This is a genomic window from Amycolatopsis rubida (assembly GCF_900115345.1).
Lineage (GTDB): Bacteria > Actinomycetota > Actinomycetes > Mycobacteriales > Pseudonocardiaceae > Amycolatopsis > Amycolatopsis rubida.
Genome location: NZ_FOWC01000015.1, coordinates 179,816 through 199,800 on the forward strand (window position 1 = coordinate 179,816; position 19,985 = coordinate 199,800).

The 19,985-nt window shown below is 70.2% G+C and carries 18 protein-coding genes; 11 read left to right on the forward strand and 7 right to left on the reverse strand.

Annotated features, from left to right (window positions below; genetic code table 11):
- Positions 1–11 precede the first annotated feature (11 nt).
- The 3 genes from BM362_RS37975 to BM362_RS37985 are packed head-to-tail and all read right to left on the reverse strand — an operon-like array spanning position 12 to position 4,293.
- Positions 12–1,403 (reverse strand): GntP family permease, encoded by a 1,392-nt coding sequence (locus BM362_RS37975; protein WP_093576434.1) that lies wholly within the window; start codon positions 1,401–1,403, stop codon positions 12–14.
- A complete protein-coding gene (locus tag BM362_RS37980) occupies positions 1,400–2,995 on the reverse strand; it encodes an N-acyl-D-amino-acid deacylase family protein (RefSeq protein WP_067582174.1) in 1,596 nt (531 codons plus the stop codon). Before BM362_RS37980 ends, BM362_RS37975 begins: the two co-directional genes overlap by 4 nt.
- Positions 2,995–4,293, reverse strand: a complete 1,299-nt coding sequence (locus tag BM362_RS37985) for an amino acid deaminase (protein WP_093576435.1) — start codon at positions 4,291–4,293, stop codon at positions 2,995–2,997. Before BM362_RS37985 ends, BM362_RS37980 begins: the two co-directional genes overlap by 1 nt.
- A 162-nt stretch (positions 4,294–4,455) precedes the next feature.
- Here BM362_RS37985 and BM362_RS37990 point away from each other — a divergent pair, with 162 nt between their 5' ends.
- Genes BM362_RS37990 through BM362_RS38000 form a run of 3 tightly spaced genes read left to right on the forward strand, consistent with a single transcriptional unit; the run spans position 4,456 to position 6,535 of the window.
- Positions 4,456–5,397 carry a sugar kinase gene (locus BM362_RS37990; RefSeq protein WP_244287417.1) on the forward strand — a complete coding sequence of 314 codons (942 nt, stop codon included), beginning with the start codon at positions 4,456–4,458 and terminating at the stop codon, positions 5,395–5,397.
- The gene (locus BM362_RS37995) at positions 5,394–6,152 is read left to right on the forward strand and encodes an IclR family transcriptional regulator (RefSeq protein ID WP_093576436.1); all 759 of its coding nucleotides are present in this window, start codon (positions 5,394–5,396) and stop codon (positions 6,150–6,152) included. Before BM362_RS37990 ends, BM362_RS37995 begins: the two co-directional genes overlap by 4 nt.
- Positions 6,152–6,535, forward strand: coding sequence for a RidA family protein (locus BM362_RS38000; protein WP_067582183.1), 384 nt, complete (start codon positions 6,152–6,154; stop codon positions 6,533–6,535). The genes BM362_RS37995 and BM362_RS38000 overlap by 1 nt, the downstream gene beginning before the upstream one ends.
- A gap of 56 nt (positions 6,536–6,591) precedes the next feature.
- On the opposite strand, the gene BM362_RS38005 is transcribed toward BM362_RS38000, so the two are convergent.
- The 3 genes from BM362_RS38005 to BM362_RS38015 all read right to left on the reverse strand — a co-directional run bounded on the left by BM362_RS38005 (position 6,592) and on the right by BM362_RS38015 (position 9,045).
- Entirely contained in the window at positions 6,592–7,590 is a 999-nt protein-coding gene (locus BM362_RS38005; RefSeq protein ID WP_093576437.1) for a 1-aminocyclopropane-1-carboxylate deaminase, read from the reverse strand.
- Entirely contained in the window at positions 7,587–8,228 is a 642-nt protein-coding gene (locus BM362_RS38010) for a GntR family transcriptional regulator (protein WP_420867540.1), read from the reverse strand. Before BM362_RS38010 ends, BM362_RS38005 begins: the two co-directional genes overlap by 4 nt.
- A 457-nt stretch (positions 8,229–8,685) precedes the next feature.
- Positions 8,686–9,045 (reverse strand): DUF1844 domain-containing protein, encoded by a 360-nt coding sequence (locus BM362_RS38015; RefSeq protein ID WP_067582189.1) that lies wholly within the window; start codon positions 9,043–9,045, stop codon positions 8,686–8,688.
- Between the two features lie 284 nt (positions 9,046–9,329).
- Between BM362_RS38015 and infC the strand changes: the two genes are divergently transcribed.
- The 6 genes from infC to pheT all read left to right on the forward strand — a co-directional run bounded on the left by infC (position 9,330) and on the right by pheT (position 16,218).
- A complete protein-coding gene (infC, locus tag BM362_RS38020) occupies positions 9,330–9,884 on the forward strand; it encodes a translation initiation factor IF-3 (RefSeq protein WP_067582419.1) in 555 nt (184 codons plus the stop codon).
- A gap of 80 nt (positions 9,885–9,964) precedes the next feature.
- A complete protein-coding gene (gene rpmI / locus BM362_RS38025) occupies positions 9,965–10,159 on the forward strand; it encodes a 50S ribosomal protein L35 (protein ID WP_067582192.1) in 195 nt (64 codons plus the stop codon).
- A 64-nt stretch (positions 10,160–10,223) separates the two neighbouring features.
- Entirely contained in the window at positions 10,224–10,601 is a 378-nt protein-coding gene (gene rplT / locus BM362_RS38030) for a 50S ribosomal protein L20 (RefSeq protein ID WP_009079612.1), read from the forward strand.
- An 8-nt stretch (positions 10,602–10,609) separates the two neighbouring features.
- Positions 10,610–11,398: a TrmH family RNA methyltransferase gene (locus tag BM362_RS38035; protein ID WP_369805910.1), complete on the forward strand. Its 789-nt coding sequence runs from the start codon at positions 10,610–10,612 to the stop codon at positions 11,396–11,398.
- Between the two features lie 1,194 nt (positions 11,399–12,592).
- Entirely contained in the window at positions 12,593–13,648 is a 1,056-nt protein-coding gene (pheS, locus tag BM362_RS38045; protein ID WP_067582199.1) for a phenylalanine--tRNA ligase subunit alpha, read from the forward strand.
- Complete coding sequence (gene pheT, locus BM362_RS38050; protein WP_093576439.1) at positions 13,648–16,218, forward strand: phenylalanine--tRNA ligase subunit beta; 2,571 nt, start codon at positions 13,648–13,650, stop codon at positions 16,216–16,218. Before pheS ends, pheT begins: the two co-directional genes overlap by 1 nt.
- 106 nt (positions 16,219–16,324) lie before the next feature.
- Here the strand turns inward: pheT and BM362_RS38055 are convergent, their stop codons facing one another.
- The gene (locus tag BM362_RS38055; protein ID WP_067582205.1) at positions 16,325–17,014 is read right to left on the reverse strand and encodes a DNA alkylation repair protein; all 690 of its coding nucleotides are present in this window, start codon (positions 17,012–17,014) and stop codon (positions 16,325–16,327) included.
- A 130-nt stretch (positions 17,015–17,144) separates the two neighbouring features.
- On the opposite strand from BM362_RS38055, the gene BM362_RS38060 reads away from it, so the two are divergent.
- Both BM362_RS38060 and BM362_RS38065 read left to right on the forward strand, forming a co-directional pair.
- Complete coding sequence (locus BM362_RS38060; protein ID WP_093576440.1) at positions 17,145–18,746, forward strand: alpha/beta hydrolase; 1,602 nt, start codon at positions 17,145–17,147, stop codon at positions 18,744–18,746.
- 194 nt (positions 18,747–18,940) lie between these two features.
- A complete protein-coding gene (locus BM362_RS38065) occupies positions 18,941–19,417 on the forward strand; it encodes a hypothetical protein (protein ID WP_067582211.1) in 477 nt (158 codons plus the stop codon).
- Positions 19,418–19,985: the final 568 nt, after the last annotated feature.

The following is a 19,985-nucleotide window of genomic DNA, read 5'->3' on the forward strand; positions in this document are numbered from 1 at the left end:
GCCGATGTGGTTCAGACCAATGCCATCACCAATGCTGCCACACCGAAACCGCTCAGGGAAAGGACTGTTTCCAAAGCCGTCCAGGTTTTCAGGGTCTGGGTCACGGTGAGCCCGAAATACCGGGACACGATCCAGAATCCGCCGTCGTTCACGTGCGAGGCGATGATCGACCCGGCCGAGATCGCGACCACCACGAGCGCCAGTTGTGCTTGCGAATAATGCAGCTCCATGACCGTCGGCGCGACGATGCCGCTCGTGGTCACGATCGCGACCGTCGCGGAACCCTGGGCGATGCGCATGCCGCAGCTGATGATGTACGCCGCCAGCAGCACCGGAAGCCCGGCGTCGCCGAGGGAACCGGCCACCGCCTTGCCGATGCCGGTGGCCGACAGCACCGCTCCGAAGAACGAACCCGCGCCGACCACCAGGAGAATCATCGCGACCGGCCGCAGCGCGTTCGCCGAAAGCTGGGCCAGATCCGCGCCGCTCATCCCGCGGCGGCGGCCGAGCAGCCAGGAGGCGAGAATGGTCGCGATGGTCAGCGCGATGGCCGGGGTGCCGAGGAACGCCGCGATGCCCGCGCCGGTGGACCCCTTGGGCAGCAGGATGCTGCCGAACGTGCCCACCAGGATCAGCACCAGCGGCACCGCGATGATCCCGCCGACCAGCTTGAGCGACGGCGCGGGGCCCTCTCGCTCGCCTTCTTCGCCCGCGAGCTTCGCGAAGTCCTCGGCCAGCGGCACGTTCACGCGCTTGCCGATCCACGTCGAGTACAGGATGCCGCCGATGAACCAGGCCGGGATGCCGCAGACCGCGCCCATCAGGATCAGCCAGCCGAGATCCACGTGCAGCAGTCCGGCCGCGGCGACCGGGCCCGGGTGCGGCGGGATGAAGGCGTGTGTGATGGAAAGCCCGGCCAGCAACGGCATCGCGTACAGCACGATCGACCGGCCGCCCTGCTTCGCCGCCGCGTAAACCAGCGGCGCGAGCACGAAAATACCGATGTCGAAGAACACCGGGATGCCGAAGATGAGCCCGGACAGACCCATCGCGAGCGGAGCGCGTTTCTCGCCGAAGGTCCGCAGCAGCGCCGAGGTGAGCACGCGCGCCCCGCCGGATTTCTCCAGGATCGAGCCGAGCAGCGTGCCCAGCCCGATGATCGCCGCGATGTGCCCCAGAATGCTGCCGAAACCCTTCTCCAGCAGCGAATCGGACGTCTTCTGCGCGGTGCCGACCAGGGTGCCGACCGGCACGCCCGCGGCCAGCGCGGTGAGCAGGCCCACCACGATCAGGGCGATGAACGGTTCGAGCTTCACCTTGATGATGAGGACAAGCAGCACCGCGATGGACACCGCGGCCAGCGTGAGCAGACCGGCCGTGCTGGTCTGCAGCCAGTGGATCATCGTCGACTCCCGGGATGGCGGAGGGAATGCCCGGCGAGCGCGCCGGTGGGGGATCCGTCTTCGAGGGCGGCGACGCCGTTGACGAAGACATGGTGCAGGCCCGCGGCGGGCTGCCGCGGATTGTCGAATGTCGCGGTGTCGGCGACCCTGTCCGGGTCGAACAGCACCAGGTCGGCCGAGTAACCGGGGCGGACGAGGCCCCGGTGGGTCAGCCCCAGCCGCCGTGCCGCGCGGCCCGTGAGGTGCGCGACGCAGTCGGCCAGTTCGAGAACGCCCAACTCGCGGACGTAGCGGGCGAGGTACCGCGGGAAGGTGCCCCACGCGCGGGGATGCGGCCGCGCGCCGACCAGCAGGCCGTCCGAGCCGCCGGTGTGCGTGCGGTGCCGCATGATGGCCTGCACGTTCTCCTCGTGCCCCACGTGCATGAGGCAGGACGTGCCGAGCTTTTCCTCGATCAGCGTGTCGAAGTACAGCTCTGCCGGGGTCTTCCCCGCGGCGCGCGCGGAGGCGAGGACGCTGTGTCCCACCAATGCGGCATTTTCCGCGCGGCGCACCCCGTTGATTTCGATGGCGTCCCAGTCGATCGGCACGCCGTGCGCACCGTCCGAACCGGACTCTTCGATCTCGGCGCGGATGCGTTCGCGAGTGTCCGGATCGGACAGCCGGGCGAGCGTCGGCTCCAGCCCGCCTTCGGTGGACCAGCTCGGCAGCAGGGCGGACAGGTAGGTCGCGCCGGGAAGGTAGGGGTAGGTGTCGAGGGTGATGTCGCAGCCGTCGTCGAGTGCGTTGTCCAGCAGCCGCAACAGATCCGGTGCTTTGCCCTGGTTGACGGAGAAGTTCATTGTCGCGTGCGCGAGGTGCAGCGGGCAGCCGGAGCGGCGGGAGACGTCGACCATCTCCGCGAACGCCTCCAGCGCGCCCGCGCCGTAGCTGCGGTGGTGCGGGCTGTAGTAGCCGCCGCGCTCGCCGGCCACGCGGCACAGCTCGACCAATTCTTCGGTGGTCGCGTACATCCCGGGCGTGTAGGTCAACCCGGACGACAGGCCGAATGCGCCTTCTTCCAGCCCGGTCGCGACGAGTTCTTTCATCCGGGCCAGCTCCGCTTCGGTGGCGGGCCGGTCTTCCCAGCCCACCGCCAGCATCCGCACCGTGCCCTGCGGGACCAGGTACGCGGCGTTCGTCGCGATGCCCTGGTCGAGCCGGTCGAGGTACTCGCCGACCGAACGCCAGTTCCAGTCGAAGCCCGCCGGGTCGTCGTTCCATCCGGCCAGTTGCTGGCGCAGGCTCGCGAGCACTTCGTCGTTGACCGGGGCGTAGGAGAGACCGTCCTGGCCCAGCACCTCGGTGGTCACGCCCTGGGTGATCTTCGCCAGGTGCTCCGGGTTGGCGAGCAGTTGCAGGTCGGAATGCGAGTGCATGTCGATGAAGCCGGGGGAGAGGACCTGGCCGGTCGCGTCGAGCACGCGCGGCGCGGTCAGCTCTCCCGGCGCGGCGACGTCGCCGATGCGGTCGCCGGTGATCCCGACATCGCGGATCTCCAGCGGGGCCCCGGTTCCGTCGGCGACACGCGCGCCGCGGATGACCAGATCCATCAGAACCACGTCCGCACGAAATCGACCACCGTCTCGCCGTCGGCGTCCACGACCGGCAGCAGAGACCACTTGTCGAACGTCGTGCAGGGATGCGACAACCCGAGCCGCACCCAGTCGCCGACCTCGACCGGCGACCCTTCCGGCAGTTCGAGGAATGCGTGCTGGTCGTTGAGCTTCGGGACGGTGTGCCCGGTCAGTCCAGTGACCACGCCGTCCTTGCGCAGCAACTGCGGCTCCGGCATGCCTTCGTCGTACGGGAGGTCGCGCTTGCCCGCGGTGAGCAGTGCCAGCTCCGGGGTCGGCTTCGACGTGACCTGCGCCCATGCGTGCAATGCCGGACGGAAGCTGTCGACGCCAGCGATGCGCGGGTGCTGGCCGAGCGGGGAGATCTCGCGGTAGAAGCCGTCGTCGTGCGTCAGGTACGCGCCGCTGCGCAGGATCGGGACCACTTCGAGCCCGTCCGGCCACGGCTTGGTCAGCTCGTCCACGACGCGGTCGAAGTACGCGCTGCCGCCCGCGGTGACGTACGCCGGTCCGTCAGCGAGCAAACCCTTCTCCGCGAAGGTAATCGTCGCGTTGCGAAGACTGTCCACATAGGAACTGATCTTCGCCAGAGCCGCATCGTCGGTGTGGTGCGACAGCGCGCCTTCATACCCGCCAGTGCCGCGCAGGCGCAGCATCGGGCTCTTCGCCGCCGCTTCAGCGACAGCCAGTGCAGTCGCGGCGTCGCGGACACCGGTGCGGCCGCCTTCGCCGCCCAGTTCGACCAGCACGTCGACGGGCCGCTCGGCACCGGCGAGCGCTTCGGTCATCAGCTCGACACTGCGCACCGAGTCGACCCAGCAGACGAACTCGAAGTCCGGATCCGCCGCCAGTTCGCCGGCCAGCCAGCGCAGCGCGGACGGGTCCACGAGCTGGTTCGCCAGCAGGATCCGCGGCACGCCGAACGCGCGGTAGATCCGCACGTGCCCGGCGTTCGCCGCGGTGATGCCCCACGAGCCGTGCTCCAGCTGCCGGGCGAACAGCTCCGGAGCCATCGTCGTCTTGCCGTGCGGCGCGAGCGCGACGGCGCGTTCGGCGCACCAGCGGGCCATGGTGGCGAGGTTGTGCTCCATCGCGGCCGCGTCGATGACCACGAACGGACCGAAGAAGCCGTCGTCGAAGAGCTTCGCGCGGCGGGCCGCGGCTTCGTCGAGAGTGAGCCCGGACAGCGCCGGGGGGAGAGCGCGGAAGCGCCAGTCGATCCGTTCGCCGCGCCCGGCTCGGACGGCGGCGGTGAGAGCGGCGTTGCTGTTCATCTGGGACCTCGGTTGCGTATATTGCAACGGACGTTGCGCAAAATGCGTTGCATAGGTGTAGCATCCGGGTCGCCACAGGTCAACGGGGAAGGGACGTCAGTGACCAGCAGTCCGACAGCGTCGCCCGGAGTGCCGCCCGAAGTGCTCTGCATCGGCGAGTCGATGGCGTTGTTCGTGCCCGCCGAACCCGGCCCGCCGGACGAGGTGCGCACCTGGCTGCGCACCATCGGCGGCGCGGAGTCGAACGTCGCGTGCCACCTGCCCGCGCTCGGCGTGCCGAGCGGATGGGTCAGCGCGGTCGGCGACGACCCGTTCGGCCGCGCGCTCGTCCGCGAGATCGCGTCGGCGGGCGTGGACGTCCGAGGCGTCGTATTCGACCCGGCCCGTCCGACCGGGCTGTACGTGAAGGAAAGCGGCGCGGGCGGCAGCCCCGTCCGCTACTACCGCTCGGGTTCCGCCGCGTCTGGGATGGGCCCGGAACTGGTGTCCCAGCTGGACTTTTCCGGCGTTCGCGTGCTGCACCTCTCCGGGATCACGCCCGCGCTCTCGGACAGCTGCCTCGCACTCGTCCGCGCGCTGCTCGACCGGCCGCGCGGCGACCTGCTCGTGTCGTTCGACGTCAATCACCGCCCCGCGCTGTGGACCGGACGAGACCAGTCCGTGCTCGCCGAACTGGCCGGGAAGGCCGATCTGGTGCTGACCGGCGACGACGAGGCCGAACGCGTGTGGGGCACCGGCGATCCGGTGCGGCTGCGCGCCCTTCTGCCTGGTCCGCGCACACTGGTCGTCAAGCACGGCGAACGCGGCGCGACGCTCGTCGAGGGCTCGGCCGAACCGCTGTTCTCACCCGCGCTTCGGGTCGATGTCGTCGAGCCCGTCGGTGCCGGAGACGCCTTCGCCGCCGGATTCCTGGCCGCGACTCTGCGCGGCGCCGATCCGCTGACGAGGCTCCGGCGCGGTCACCTGCAAGCTGCCGCGACACTGTTGACTCAAGCCGACGTCGGCGTGCCGCTGGCCGAGGCCGTCGTGACGAAACTGGTGCAGGCGGACGCCGACGGCTGGAGTTCGGTCCGGCTCACCGGAGAGGGAGTGGTGGCCACGTGAGCCAAAGTCTCGACCGCGCGCTGACACTGCTGGGCGGTCTCGCTCGCGGCGGCAAGACGCTCGACGAGCTGGCCGAAGAGATCGGCGTGCACAAGACGACCGTGCTGCGGCTGCTGCGCACCCTCGAATCGCACCATTTCGTGCGGCGCGAAGGGGCCCGGCACTACCGGCTCGGCAGCGCGCTTTTCGACCTCGCCAACCAGGCGCTGGAGGATCGCGACGTCCGGCGCAGTTCGCACGAGGCGCTCGCCGCGCTGAATCAGCGCACCGGGCACACCGTGCACCTGGCGTCCTATGAGGACGGTGAGGTGGTGTACATCGACAAGTTCGAAGGCCACCACGCGGTCCGGATGTACTCGCGGGTCGGCAAACGCGCGCCGCTGCACTGCACCGCGGTCGGCAAGGTGCTGGTGGCGGCGATGCCGCGGGCGAAACGCGAAGAAGTCGCCCGCGCGATCGACTACATCGTGCTCACCGCCAACACCATCACCACGCCCGAGGCGTATCTGGCCGAACTGGACCAGGTCGCTGAGCGCGGGTACGCGGTGGACAATGCCGAGCACGAGGACTTCATCCACTGCGTTTCCGCGCCGGTGCGCGGCGCGGGCGGCGAAGTGCTCGCCGCGGCGTCGATGTCGGTGCCGAAGGTGCTGCTGGACCACGACGGGCTGCTGGCGCTCGTGCCCGAGCTGCTGGCCGCCGCGGAAGAAGCTTCCGTCCACAGTGGATGGACGGGGAACGGAAAGGGGCAATGATGGGCAAGACGGCGATCACCAGCGAGAACGCGCCGAAGCCGCCGGCGAACTTCTCGCAGGCCGTCCGCAAGGGGAACATCCTCCAGGTCGCCGGCGCGGTCGCGTTCGACCCGGCCACGAACGAGATCGTCGGCGACGACGTCGTGAGCCAGACCCGGCAGGTGTTCAAGAACCTGACCGCGCTGCTCGAAGAGGCGGGCTCGGGCTTCGCCGACGCGGTGATGGTGCGTGTGTACCTCACCGACACCAGCCACTTCGCCGCGTTCAACGAGGTCTACAACGAGCTGATCGGCGAAGCCCCGCACGCGGCCCGCACCACGGTGTACGTCGGGCTGCCCGCCGGGCTCCTGGTCGAGATCGACGTGCTCGCCGTCCTCGACTGACTTCGGTCGTGAGTGGCGATCACGGTTCTGACCGCGATCGCCACTCACGAGCGCTCTCACCCCAGCACGCTCGTATACGCGTTGATCGCAGGCTGTCCGCCAAGATGTGCGTACAGCACGTTCGACTCCTTCGCGATCTCACCGCTGCGCACGAGCTCGATCAGCCCGGCCATCGACTTCCCCTCGTACACCGGGTCGGTGATCATGCCTTCCAGCTGCGCGGCAGTCCGGATCGCCTCAAGCGTCCGCTCGTCCGGAATGCCGTAGCCGCCCGCGTGAAAACGCTCGTCGAGTTCTGCGTCTTCGACCGGCCCGGCCTCGATCAGCCCCGCGGTGCTCTTCGCGATCCGGCCGATCTGCTCGCGCGTCTCCTCGGGCTTCGCCGACGCGTCGATCCCCAGGATCCGCCGCGGCTTCCCGCTCGCCGCCGCTCCGGCCAGCATCCCCGCCTGCGTGCTGCCGGTGACCGAGCAAACCACGACAGTGTCGAAGAAGACGCCGAGTTCGCGTTCCTGTTCCCCGAGTTCCAGGACCCAGTTCGCGAAGCCGAGCCCGCCGAGCCGGTGGTCCGACGCGCCGGCCGGGATCGCGTACGGCGTGCCGCCGTTCGCCTCGACCTCCGCCAGCGCCTGCTCCCAGCTCTCCTTGAAGCCGATGCCGAACCCGGCGTCGACGAGCCGGACGTCCGCGCCGAGGATCCGCGACAGCTGGATGTTGCCGACCTTGTCGTGCAGCGGATCGGCCCAGTCGACCCAGCTTTCCTGCACCAGCACGGCTTTCATTCCGGCCCGCGCCGCCGCGGCCGCGACCTGGCGCGTGTGGTTCGACTGCACGCCGCCGATCGAGACGAGCGTGTCCGCTCCCTCGGCGAGCGCGTCGGCGACGAGGTACTCCAGTTTGCGCGTCTTGTTGCCGCCGTAGGCGAGGCCGGAGTTGAGGTCCTCGCGCTTGGCCCAGACGGCCGCGCCGCCGAGGTGTTCGCTGAGCCGGTCCAGCCGGTGCACCGGCGAAGGCCCGACGAGCAACGGGAAACGGGGGAATTCAGCCAGGCTCACGCGTCCTCCAGGAGGGCTTCGAGGTCGGTCCAAATCGTTGAAGTGAGCTGCGCGGCGGTTTTCTCGTCGCCGCTTTCCAGCGCGGCGATGAGTTCTTCGTGCCGCGCGACCGAGCGATGCGCGGGCAGCGAGCTGAACCGCGCGTATTCGAGACGGCGCAGCAACGGCGTGTACCGGTCGAGCGTCGCCGCGACCGCCCGGTTTCCGCACGCGCGCACCGGAATGTCGTGCACTTCGTCGTCGGCTTCGATCGCCTTGCCGACGTCTCCCTCGGCGACGGCCGAGCGGAACCGGTCGTTGGCTTCGCGCATTTCCGCGATCTGCTCCGTGCCGAGCCGGGCTTCGCGCACGACCAGCTCGTGCAGCGCCCGCACGAGCCGGACCGCATCGCGGACGTCGCCCGCGTCGAACTCGGCGACCCTCGTGTAACTCTGCGGCTTCGACACGACCAGCCGGTCCTCGGCCAGCCGCAGCAGCGCCTGCCGGACCGGGGCGCGGGAAAGCCCGAGCTGTTCGGCGAGGTCGGCGTCGCGCAGGGGAGTGCCCGGCGGGAGGCTGCCGTCGATGATGGCGTGCCGGATGCGCTCGTACGCCTCGTCGCGCAGCAGCGACCGGGAGACTTTGGGAAGTGCACTCACATCTAACATGTTAGATGTTGGTGACTGCTGAGGGCAACGGTCCGGACGACGGGATACGACTGACGCGGGCTTGGTGCGCGCGTAGGGCAGCGTGAGTGTTTGTGCCAGTTAGAACCGCTACAACACTCACGGACCCCTGCCAGCCGGTCCTCGGCACGGTCACCCGACGTGCTGCGGGCACCGGAGCGCGATCATGGCGAGCTGCCGGACCCTCGCGGATCCCGGGGCGGAACTCCGGCACCGAGCTGCCGGGCGTCGATCAGTGCCACGCGGATGGCGTGCTGCGGCTGTGCCTGCTCCGATCTGGCGCACCCGGGTCCTTAGCCGCGCCCGGGGCTCTATCCAGCGCGCCTTCGGCCGGAAACGATTGCCGCCAGCCTTCGCCCGGAAACGGCGAAGACCCGCCCGGCGATGCCGTGAGGCGGGTCTTCGGATGTCTCCCGGGAGGGCTTCCGGCTCAGTGCACCGGCCCGGTGTACTTCTCGCCCGGCCCCTGGCCCGGCGGGTCCGGCACGACCGACGCCTCGCGGAACGCCTTCTGCAGCGACTGCAGCCCGTCGCGAAGGGGCCCGGCGTGCAGGCCGAGGTACTCCGCGGAGGCGGTCACGAGCCCGGCGAGCGCGGTGATGAGGCGGCGCGCCTCGTCGAGGTCGCGGTGCGGCGAGTTCTCCGGGTCGGCGTCGGCGAGGCCGAGGCGTTCGGCCCCCGCGGACAGCAGCATCACCGCGGCGCGGCTGATCACCTCGACGCTCGGGATCTCCTCGAGCCCGCGGTCGTCGGGGGAATACGGGGGCGGTGGCGAAGGTTGTTCTGACACGTCTGGTACCCTTCCACGTGCGACCAGCTCCCGAGCGATCGGGGGCGGCAAGTGGAGCCCCGCTCCCACCCGCGTCACCGCCTCAGGTGTCCGGGTCCGGTCTCGCCGAAGTGGTGCATTGCCGTTCTGGCAGCGTACTGCGGAGGCGAAGCGTTCGGCCGTCCGGCCGGGCGCGATCGGAGACAGAGCGGGCCCCGTGCACCGGCAGCAGCCGGCGAGCGGGGCCTGAATCGTGTGGGCACCAGGTCGAAACGAGAAAACATCACTCGGACCAAGGAGGCCCCATCAGCTCCGAGACACGCATCAACGACCGCATCCGGGTGCCGGAAGTCCGGCTCGTCGGCCCCAACGGCGAGCAGGTCGGCATTGTCCGGATCGAAGATGCGCTGCGGCTTGCGCAGGAGGCGGACCTCGACCTCGTCGAGGTGGCCCCGCAGGCCCGCCCGCCCGTGGCCAAGCTCATGGACTTCGGCAAGTTCAAGTACGAGAGCGCCCAGAAGGCCCGCGACTCCCGCCGCAACCAGCATCTGACCGTCATCAAGGAACAGAAGCTGCGGCCGAAGATCGACCAGCACGACTACGAGACCAAGAAGGGTCACGTGTCGCGGTTCCTGGCGGCGGGCAACAAGGTCAAGGTCACGATCATGTTCCGCGGTCGCGAGCAGTCCCGGCCGGAGCTCGGTTTCCGGCTCCTGCAGAAGCTCGCCGACGACGTCACCGAGCTCGGCTTCGTGGAATCGTCGCCGAAGCAGGACGGACGCAACATGATCATGGTGCTGGCCCCGCACAAGAACGTGAAGCCGAAGGCCGTCAAGGCCGAACCGGCTCCCGAGGCGTAAGCGCGCCCGGCGCCGACCAGCACAGTCAGCGGCACACCGGGTTTTCCGGTGTGCCGCCGCACGGAAGAGGACGAACAACCATGCCGAAGATGAAGACGCACAAGGGCACGTCGAAGCGGGTCCGCATCACCGGTTCGGGCAAGCTGCGTCGCCAGAAGGCCGGCCGCCGCCACCTGATGGAGAAGAAGTCCAACCGCCTCACCCGCCGTCTCGAGGGCACCACCGAGGTCGCCCAGAGCGACGTCGGCCGCGTGAAGCGCCTGCTCGGCCGCTGAGGCCCGCACCCTTTCCCGACCACCCCGGGGTCCTCGCACCCCCCGAATTCGACAGGATGGACCAGTGGCACGCGTCAAGCGGGCGGTCAACGCCCAGAAGAAGCGTCGCGCGACTCTCGAACTGGCCAGCGGTTACCGCGGCCAGCGTTCGCGGCTGTACCGCAAGGCCAAGGAGCAGACGCTCCACTCGCTCAACTACGCCTACCGCGACCGCCGCGCGCGCAAGGGTGACTTCCGCCAGCTGTGGATCACCCGCATCAACGCGGCCGCTCGCGCCAACGGCGTCACCTACAACCGGTTCATCCAGGGCCTGAAGGCCGCCGGTGTCGAGGTGGACCGCAAGATCCTCGCGGACCTCGCGGTCAACGACGCGGCCGCCTTCACCGCGCTCGCCGAGCTCGCCAAGGCGAACGTCACGACCGGCGAAGCGAAGTCGGCCTGACCGGCAGCATTTTCCGGCCCGGGGCGGATCCGTTCACCGAACGGACCCCCCGGGTCGTTGCCGCGCGCAAACTGACCCGGCGCGCGGAACGAGAGAAAACCGGTCGCTTCCTGGCCGAAGGGGCCAATGCGGTCACCTCGGCGCTGTCCTATGGGACGGTCCACGAACTCTTCGTGACCGAACGCGCCGCCGCCGCGCACCCCTCGTTGGTCGCGTCGGCTCCCCGTGTGTCGCCGATCACCGACCGCGCCGCCGCGGGCTTGTCGGAAACCGTGACTCCGCAAGGAATCATCGCGGTCTGCTCACTGGTCGACCGTCCACTGGAGACAGTCCTCGCCTCGGCCCGGCTCGTGGTGGTCCTGGTCGACGTCGCCGAACCCGGCAACGCGGGCACCGTGATCCGCGTGGCCGACGCCGCCGGCGCCGACGCGGTAGTCCTGGCCGGCGACACCGTCGACCCGCACAACGGCAAAAGCGTCCGCGCCGCCGCCGGTTCGACCTTCCACGTCCCGCTGGCCCGCGCCCGCGACATCCCGTCAGTCCTGACTGCCCTGCGCTCGGCTGGCCTCCGCACACTCGCCGCGCACGGTTACGCCTCGACCTCGCTCGAGACTGTCCGCTTCGGAGACCCGGTGGCGTGGATCTTCGGCAACGAGGCGCACGGCCTGCCCGAGGACGTCCTCTCGTCGGTCGACGAAGCGGTCCGGATCCCGTTGTACGGCAAGGCGGAAAGCCTCAACCTGGCTACCGCCGCCGCCGTCTGCGCCTACACCGCGGCGATGGCCGCACACCGCTGACTCTGCCGGATCTCCGGCACGTCCGCTGGACCGGCGGCACCCCGGCACAGGCGAATCAACGATCGCCCGCCGCCTAGCCGCCCCGCCGCCCGCCGCGGCTCCGTACTGGCACGCCCTCCTGGCCATGGACATGGACCAACGCTGGGTCCGTCGCTTCCCGGACGCCCAGCTGGAGCCTTCCACTGGTTCCGCGGCGAGGCTTCCGGGCTGATTGCCGAAGACCTCCTCGCCGTGGCGCGGACCCCTGCGTCGTCGACGGCTTCCGGACCTCGCGCGCCTCCTGCCGGATGTCCCGGACCGGGTCGTCTGGCTGGTCCCGAAACCGGAGTTCCGCCACGCGGCGATCGAAGGCCGGAGCACACCGGGCGAGAGTTTCGCCTGGCGGACAAGCGATCCGGCGCGGCCTGCCCGGAACCTGGCCGAACGGCGCCGCATGTTCACGAGCCGCCTCTGCGAGGACCCCCCGCGGCTCAGACTGCGGGCGATCGAAGTCGGCATCCCCGATGACGAAAAAGCTCTGATCCGCCAGACGACCAGCTGCTTCCGCCTCTGATCCGGCAGCAGCCCGTTTCGCAGCGCGGGCTGGTACCGGGCGCGCCACCGTGTCAGCTTCTCGTCCGCCGAGCTGTTTCGGCTGTTCTGCCTCCGCTATGCCGAGGTACGTGGCCGGTCGCGAGCAGTTCCTGATTGGCTGACAGCAGTCCGCGTCGCCAGTGTCTCTCGCACTACCTGCGGGGGACCCGTTGTGCGGGACGCCTCGCCAGCCACCTGCGGGGGACCCGTTGTACGGGACGCCTCGCCAGAGGGTCATGAGTCTTTGCACTGGCCGCGGGCGGCCCGTGGGGGACGCCTTGCTGGGCGTCGTGCTTCCGGCCCGGCAATCCCAGGTCTCGCCTTCGCGGCGCCGATCACTCCCGAAATCTCGCCCGGCCGATCCGCTCCGCGGCCACCCGGGAGGGCGTCCCGGGCAGGCCCGCCGAGGGGCGGTGCTCACCTGATTCGCTGACCTCCGTTCGGGTCCCGCGCGACGGTCAGTCGTGATCACGGGCCGGATCCGGCGCAGCCGCTCCGGAAGCGGAGGGTGAGCGGCCGGCCCCGGCGCCCGATCCCCTAGACTGAGCTGCCCGATGTGCACGTGCGGCGGCATGCCCGCGTGCCGCCGACAACACCAGTCCCAGCGGACGCCGAGGAGTCATGTCCGGAGCCACAGAACAGCCGGTCGACGTGCTCGCACCGGAGACCCTGCGCGCGGCGATCAAGGCGGCCGAGGACGCCTTCGCCGGCGCGGCCGACCTGGACGCGCTCGCCGCCGTCAAACCGGCCCATCTCGGGGACCAGTCGCCGGTGCTGCTCGCGCGCCGGGAAATCGCCGCGCTGCCGAAGCAGGAGAAGGCCGACGCCGGCAAGCGCGTCAACGAGGCCCGCCAGGCGGTGCAGTCCGCGTTCGACGCGCGGCGCGCGGCATTGCAGGCCGAGCGCGACGAGCGCGTGCTTCGCGAGGAGGCCGTCGACGTCACGCTGCCGTGGGACCAGGTCCCGCGCGGAGCCCGGCACCCGATCAGCACGCTGTCCGAGCGCATCGCCGACGTTTTCGTCGCCATGGGCTACGAGGTCGCCGAAGGGCCCGAGCTCGAAGCGGAGTGGTTCAACTTCGACGCGCTCAACTTCGGCAAGGACCACCCGGCGCGCCAGCTGCAGGACACGTTCTACGCCGGCGAGGAAGGCTCCGGCCTGGTGCTGCGCACGCACACCTCGCCGGTGCAGGCCCGCAGCCTGCTGCACCGCGACCTGCCGGTGTACGTCGTGTGCCCGGGCCGCACCTACCGCACCGACGAACTCGACTCCACGCACACGCCGGTGTTCACCCAGGTCGAAGGCCTCGCCGTCGACAAGGGCCTCACCATGGCGCACCTCAAGGGCACGCTCGACGCGTTCGCCCGCGCGATGTTCGGCGAGAGCTCCACGACGCGGCTGCGCCCGCACTTCTTCCCGTTCACCGAGCCGTCGGCGGAGGTCGACGTCTGGTTCGAGGAGAAGAAGGGCGGCCCCGGCTGGGTCGAGTGGGGCGGCTGCGGCATGGTCAACCCGAACGTCCTGCGCGCGTGCGGCGTCGACCCGGAGATGTACTCCGGCTTCGCGTTCGGCATGGGCATCGAGCGGACCCTGCAGTTCCGCAACGGCATCCCGGACATGCGCGACATGGTCGAAGGCGACGTCCGGTTCACCCTTCCCTTCGGAACGGAGGCGTAGTGCGAGTCCCGGTGAGCTGGCTGACCGAGCATCTCGAGGTGGATGCCGACGTCACGCCGCAGGACCTGGCCGACGCCTTCGTGCGGATCGGGATCGAGGTCGACGAACTCAGCGAACTCGGCCCGGTGACCGGCCCGCTCGTGGTCGGCCGCGTCGCGGAGATCGAGGAGCTGACCGGCTTCAAGAAGCCGGTGCGGTTCTGCCGCGTCGAGGTCGGCGAGGAACCCGACCCGGAGCCCGACGACGCGGACCTGTCCGAAGAGGACGAAGACGAGGACGACGGCCCGCTGGAGAACGAGGGCCCGCACGGCATCAAGACGCGCGGCATCGTCTGCGGCGCGAGCAACTTCGCCGAGGGCGACCTCGTCGTGGTCGCGCTGCCGGGCGTGGTCCTGCCAGGCGATTTCGAGATCGCCGCGCGCAAGACCTACGGCAAGGTCAGCGACGGGATGATCTGCTCGGCGGCCGAACTCGGCCTCGGCGACGACCACAGCGGCATCCTCGTGCTCCCGCCGGGCACGGCGAGCCCCGGCGACGACGCGAAGGAGCTGCTCGGCCTCGACGACACGGTCATCGAGGTCACGCCGACCCCGGACCGCGGCTACGCGCTGTCGATCCGCGGCCTGGCGCGCGAACTGTCGAACGCGCTCGACGTGCCGTTCGGCGACCCGGCGATGCTCGACAACTTCCCGGAAGCCGAGGGCGAGGCCTGGCCGGTCCGGGTCGAGGACCCCGAGGGCTGCCCGCGGTTCGTGCTCCGCCGCGTCACCGGTCTCGACGCGACCGCGCCGACGCCGTGGCGGATCCGCCGCCGCCTGATGCTGGCCGGCATCCGGTCGATCTCCCTCGCGGTCGACGTCACCAACTACGTGATGCTCGAACTCGGCCACCCGCTGCACGCGTTCGCGACCGGCTCCATCCAGGGCGACCTGGTGGTCCGCCGCGCGAAGGCGGGGGAGAAGCTCACCACCCTCGACGACGTCGAGCGCACCCTCGACGCGGACGACATCGTGATCGCCGACGACAGCGGCGTCATCTCCCTCGCCGGCACGATGGGCGGCGCGAGCACGGAGATCACGCCGGAGAGCACGGACGTGCTTCTCGAGGCGGCGCACTGGAACCCGGCGTCGATCAGCCGCACCGCGCGCCGGCACAAGCTGTTCTCCGAGGCGGCGAAGCGCTTCGAGCGCTACACCGACCCGGCGCTGTGCGCGGCCGCGGTGGAACTCGCCGCGCGGCTGCTGCGCCAGTACGGCGACGGCGCGATCCGCCCGGGCCGCACCGACGTCGGCGGCGTCGCCCCGCACGCCCCGGTGACCATGCCGATCAACCTGCCCGACCAGATCGCCGGCGTGCGCTACGAACGCGGCGTCACGGTGCGGCGGCTCGGCCAGATCGGCTGCAAGGTCCAGCTCAGCACGAGCGACCAGGGCGTCGGCCTGGTCACCGCGACCCCGCCGAGCTGGCGCGGCGACCTCGTGCAGCCCGCCGACCTCGTCGAGGAGGTCCTGCGGCTCGAGGGCTACGACAGCATCCCGTCGGTCCTGCCCGCCGCGCCCGCGGGCCGCGGTCTCACCGACGCCCAGCGCCGCCGCCGCGCGGTGTCCGGCGCACTCGCCGAGGCGGGCTACGTCGAGGTGCGCCCGTTCCCGTTCATCGGCGACGCGGTGTGGGACGCCTTCGGCCTGCCCGAGGACGACATCCGCCGCACGACGGTGCGTGTGCAGAACCCGCTCGAAGCCGACCACGACCGGATGGCGACCACTCTCCTGCCGGGTCTGCTGGAGACGTTGCAGCGCAACGTTTCCCGCGGCCTGAAGGACGTGTCGCTGTTCCACGTCGGCCAGGTCGTGCTGCCGAAGCCGAACCAGCTCAAGGTCCCGGACCTCGGCGTCGAGCGCCGCCCGAGCGACGAGGACCTCGCCGTGCTGGAGGCCGCCGTGCCCGCGCAGCCGGTGCACGTCGCCGTCGTGCTCACCGGCCAGCGCCCGCGCGCCGGCTGGTGGGGCAAGGGCGACCAGGCAGGCTGGGCCGACGCCGTGCAGGCCGCGCGCCTGGTGGCCGAGGCCGCAGGCGTGCAGCTCACGGTGCAGGCCGCCGACCTGCTGCCGTGGCACCCGGGCCGCTGCGCCCAGCTGCGCGTGGGCGACTGGCCGGTCGGCCACGCGGGCGAACTGCACCCGAAGGTCGTCGAGGCCCTCGGCCTGCCACCGCGCACGGTCGCCATGGAACTCGACCTGGACGCGATCCCGCTGCCCGACTCCCGCCCGGCGCCCAGCATCTCGGCCTACCCGCCGGTGCTGCTGGACGTCGCGCTGGTCGCCGGCACGGACGTCCCGTCCGCCGACCTCGCCGACGTGCTCCGCGAAGGTGCGGGCGAACTGCTTGAGGAGATCACCCTCTTCGACGTCTACACCGGCGAGCAGCTCGGCGAAGGCAAGCGTTCCCTGGCGTACAAGCTCCGCTTCCGCGCCGTGGACCGCACCCTGACCGTCGACGAGGCCACCAAGGCCCGCGACGCCGCGGTCGCCGCTGCCGGCGAGCGCTTCGGAGCGACGCTCCGCGCCTGATCCGACGCTGTCCCCGTCCCGCGCTCCGGCCACCGGCCGGTCAGCCGGGGCGGGGGAGCGCTGGTGTCATGGCACCCTCCTTTCCTTTCCCTCGAACGGTTCCGCTTCACCTGAGGTGCTTCATCGCCTCCCGTGCGGACAGCGGGGACAGCCCCGGGTGCGCGAGGACGAACGCGCGGACCCACTCCGGCTCGGCGCGAGCATGATCCCGCAGCGCCCAGCCGATTCCCTTGCGCAGAAAGAAATCCCGATCGTCGAGGTTCGCCTCGATCGCGTCGGCGAGCAGCTCCTGGTCCACCTCGCCCTTCGCGCTGACCTGACAGATCACCGCAGTCCGCCGGCGCCAGCGATCAGCGTCTGTCATCCAGCGGCGCAGAACGGGCGTGACCGCCACGCGGTACTCGCGCAGGATCGGCCCGACGCGGCGGATCGCGACCTCGTCGACGTGGTCCCACCACGCCCCGGTGACGATCAGCTCGTCGTACATCTCCAGCAGTTCCGGGTCCTGCCATTGCCGGTAGGCGCGGTGCCCGGAGAGATCGATCGCCGCGTACCGCTCCTCGCGGTACTCCGCTTCCCGCCACAACGCGAGCACGGTCCCGGCGTATGTCACTCGATCGGGCAGAACATGCTCGGCCAGGACCGTCTTCATGAGCTTGCCGCGCGGCGGTTTCGGTACGCCGCGAAACGGCATGGCGGACTTCATGTACGCCTGCATTTCCGGTGCCTTGACCGGGTCCGCCAGCTCGGCGAGCCCCGTCCGCACCGCGGTGATCAATGCTTCGCCCGCATCCATTGAGGACCACCTCCATCGTCTCGGATCCCGACGATCGGGGGACAGCGCGGCTCGTGTCGGGAAACGAGATTCTGCCGCGCAGCCGGTAGCTTCGACGAGCCTTGGTTGCCGTCGGACGCAAAGGACCACTGTGAGGAAAATCGTCACCGCGCTGGCCGCCGCCGCTGTCGCGGCCGGAATGCTGGCTGTCGCACCCGCCGCCACCGCGGTGCAGCCCGAAGGGCCGGGCTACGCGCCGCCGCCGATCAAGTGGGGACCGTGTTCGGCACCGAGTCTCGCCAAGGCGGGAGCCGAATGCGGATTCCTGACGGCCCCGATGGATTACGCGCAGCCATCGGGCGAGACGGTGCAGATCGCCGTCTCCCGGGTGAAGCACAAGACCGCGAAGTTCCAGGGCGTGCTGCTGGTGAACCCGGGCGGGCCAGGAGGCTCCGGGCTCGGTCTTTCGGTGCTCGGCCGGAACGTTCCGAAGCACGCGGGAGACAGCTACGACTGGATCGGCTTCGATCCTCGCGGCGTCGGCTCCAGCAAACCGGCGCTCACGTGCGACGGGAACTACTTCGCTCCTGTCCGCCCGGCTTACGTGCCGAAGACCCCGCAGCTGGAGACCGCCTGGCGTGCCCGCACGAAGGGCTACGCCGAGGACTGCGCGAAGAACGGCCCGCTGCTCGGGCACATCAAGACCACTGACGTCGCGCAGGACATGGAAAGCCTCCGCAAGGCGCTGGGCCAGAAGCAGATCAACTACTACGGATTCTCGTACGGCACTTACCTCGGGCAGGTGTACAGCACGCTGTACCCGGACCGCATGCGCCGGATGGTGCTCGACGGGAACGTCGACCCGCGCAAGGTCTGGTACGACGCCAACCTGGACCAGGACGTCGCCTTCGACCGCAACATCAAGATCTACTTCGGCTGGCTCGCGAAGTACGACAACGTCTACCACCTCGGCAAGACCGGTTCGGCCGTCGAACAGCTCTGGTACGCGCAGCAGCGGAAGCTCGACCGTGCCCCGGCGGGCGGCGTGATCGGCGGCGACGAGTGGACCGACGTCTTCCTCCAGGCCGGCTACTACGTGTTCGGCTGGGAAGACATGGCCAAGGCGTTCGACGGATGGGTGCACCGCGGCGACTGGCAGACGCTGAAAGCGTTGTACGACAAGTCGAACGCGCCCGGCGACGACAACGGCTACGCGGTTTACAACGCGGTGCAGTGCACCGACGCGCAATGGCCGCGGGACTGGAACCGCTGGCACCGCGACGCCTGGGCCACCCATACCCGCGCGCCGTTCGAGACCTGGAGCAACACCTGGTACAACGCGACCTGCCTGAACTGGCCCGCGAAGCCGGGCAAGCCGGTGGACATCGACGGGTCGAAGGCGAGCGGTGCGCTGCTGATCAGCGAAGAACTCGACGCGGCGACGCCGTACACGGGCAGCCTCGAAGTGCGCAAGCGCTACCCGCGTTCGAGCCTCATCAGCGCGCCTGGCGGGACGACGCACGCCGGATCGCTCTCCGGAGTTTCGTGCGTGGACGACAAGGTCGCTGACTACCTCGCCACCGGAGCCTTGCCGAAGCGGGTGCGAGGCGACCGCTCCGACGTCCAGTGCGCTTCGGTTCCGCAGCCGGTTCCGTCTCCGGTCGCCTCCGGCGCGCAGCAGAAGGCTGATGCCGCAGCCAAGGCCGCGGCGGAGGAGAAGCAGAGCCTGCTCGCCGGGCTGCTGCGTTTCTGAGTCGTCCTTCGCGGTGCCCCGGTCTGGTCTGCCAGGCCGGGGCACTGTTCTTTTCCGCTGGTCCACCGATCCCCCTCGGTCGTTTTTCGGGTCGCCGGAGACGCTACGACGGGGGTCTGACAATTTCGGACCGCAGTCACCCGATCGCGTTAAGTGATCGAAAATTGTCGGGGGTCGCGGATACCTTCGCGGCCATGACGATCATTCAGGAGCACCGGACCGAGGTCCGGTCAGGAGATGTCCAGTACCAGGTCGCCGTCATCACCCGCACCGAGGACGGCGAACCGGAGCGAGTCACCGTCACGGTCGGCGGCGAACGGCCGGACGGCGAACCCGTTGTCGAGGGCAGACTCGAACTCGACGTGACATCCGTGGCGACCGTCGCGGATCTGCTCGACACGAGCCTGCGCACCTTCGCGGGCGGCGGCTCGCGGCGAAGATCGCGCGGACGCCCGGCCCAGCAGGGCAGGCCGTGGACCGACGAGATGGACGCGGATCTGGAGGCCCGCTGGCTCGCCGGGGATTCGGTGACCGCACTGGCGCGCCATTTCGCGCGGACGCCCGGTGGGATCCGGGCGCGGCTGCCGAGGGTCGGGTGCGATCCGGAACATCCGGGAAATCATCTGCCGACACCGCCGAGTCTTCGCGAAGCGGAGGAGGGGGTGGACTGACGAGTGCCCGCCGGGTTCGCATGCCGAGGCGGGCCCGGCGTGGCGGTGGCTGCGTGCCGGATTACGGCGTGGGCCCCCGGGCTGGTGGTGTGCGCGCGGAATCTGCGGCATGGGTTCCTGGCGAGCGGCGTGCGCGGGATCTGCGGCACAGGTTTCGGGGCGCGTGATGGGTGCCGGACTGGCGGCTTGGCCACGGGAGCGGGCGGCGTGCGCGTGCTTAGTTGCGTGGGCGCGGACCGCGCGGCCATGGGCTCCAGGGCGGTCGGTGGGCACCCCACAGTCTGCTTGACCACCCAAGGCGGGCGGCGTACTCGGACGGGCGGCGTACTCGGAACTGATGGCGTATGCGCGGGACTTGCGGATTGGGTCCCAGGACGGGCGGCGTGCCCGGAACTGGCGGACTGGTGGACTGGTGGCTCGGGTATCGGGCAGACGGCCTGCGAGCTGGTCAGACGACTTGGAGGGGGCAGGTTCGGGCAGTCGAACGATCCGCGTGGCTGTGGCTGTGGCTGGGCGGGCCGGGCGACCTGCGTGGGTGTGACTGGGCGGGCCGGGCGACCTGCGTGGC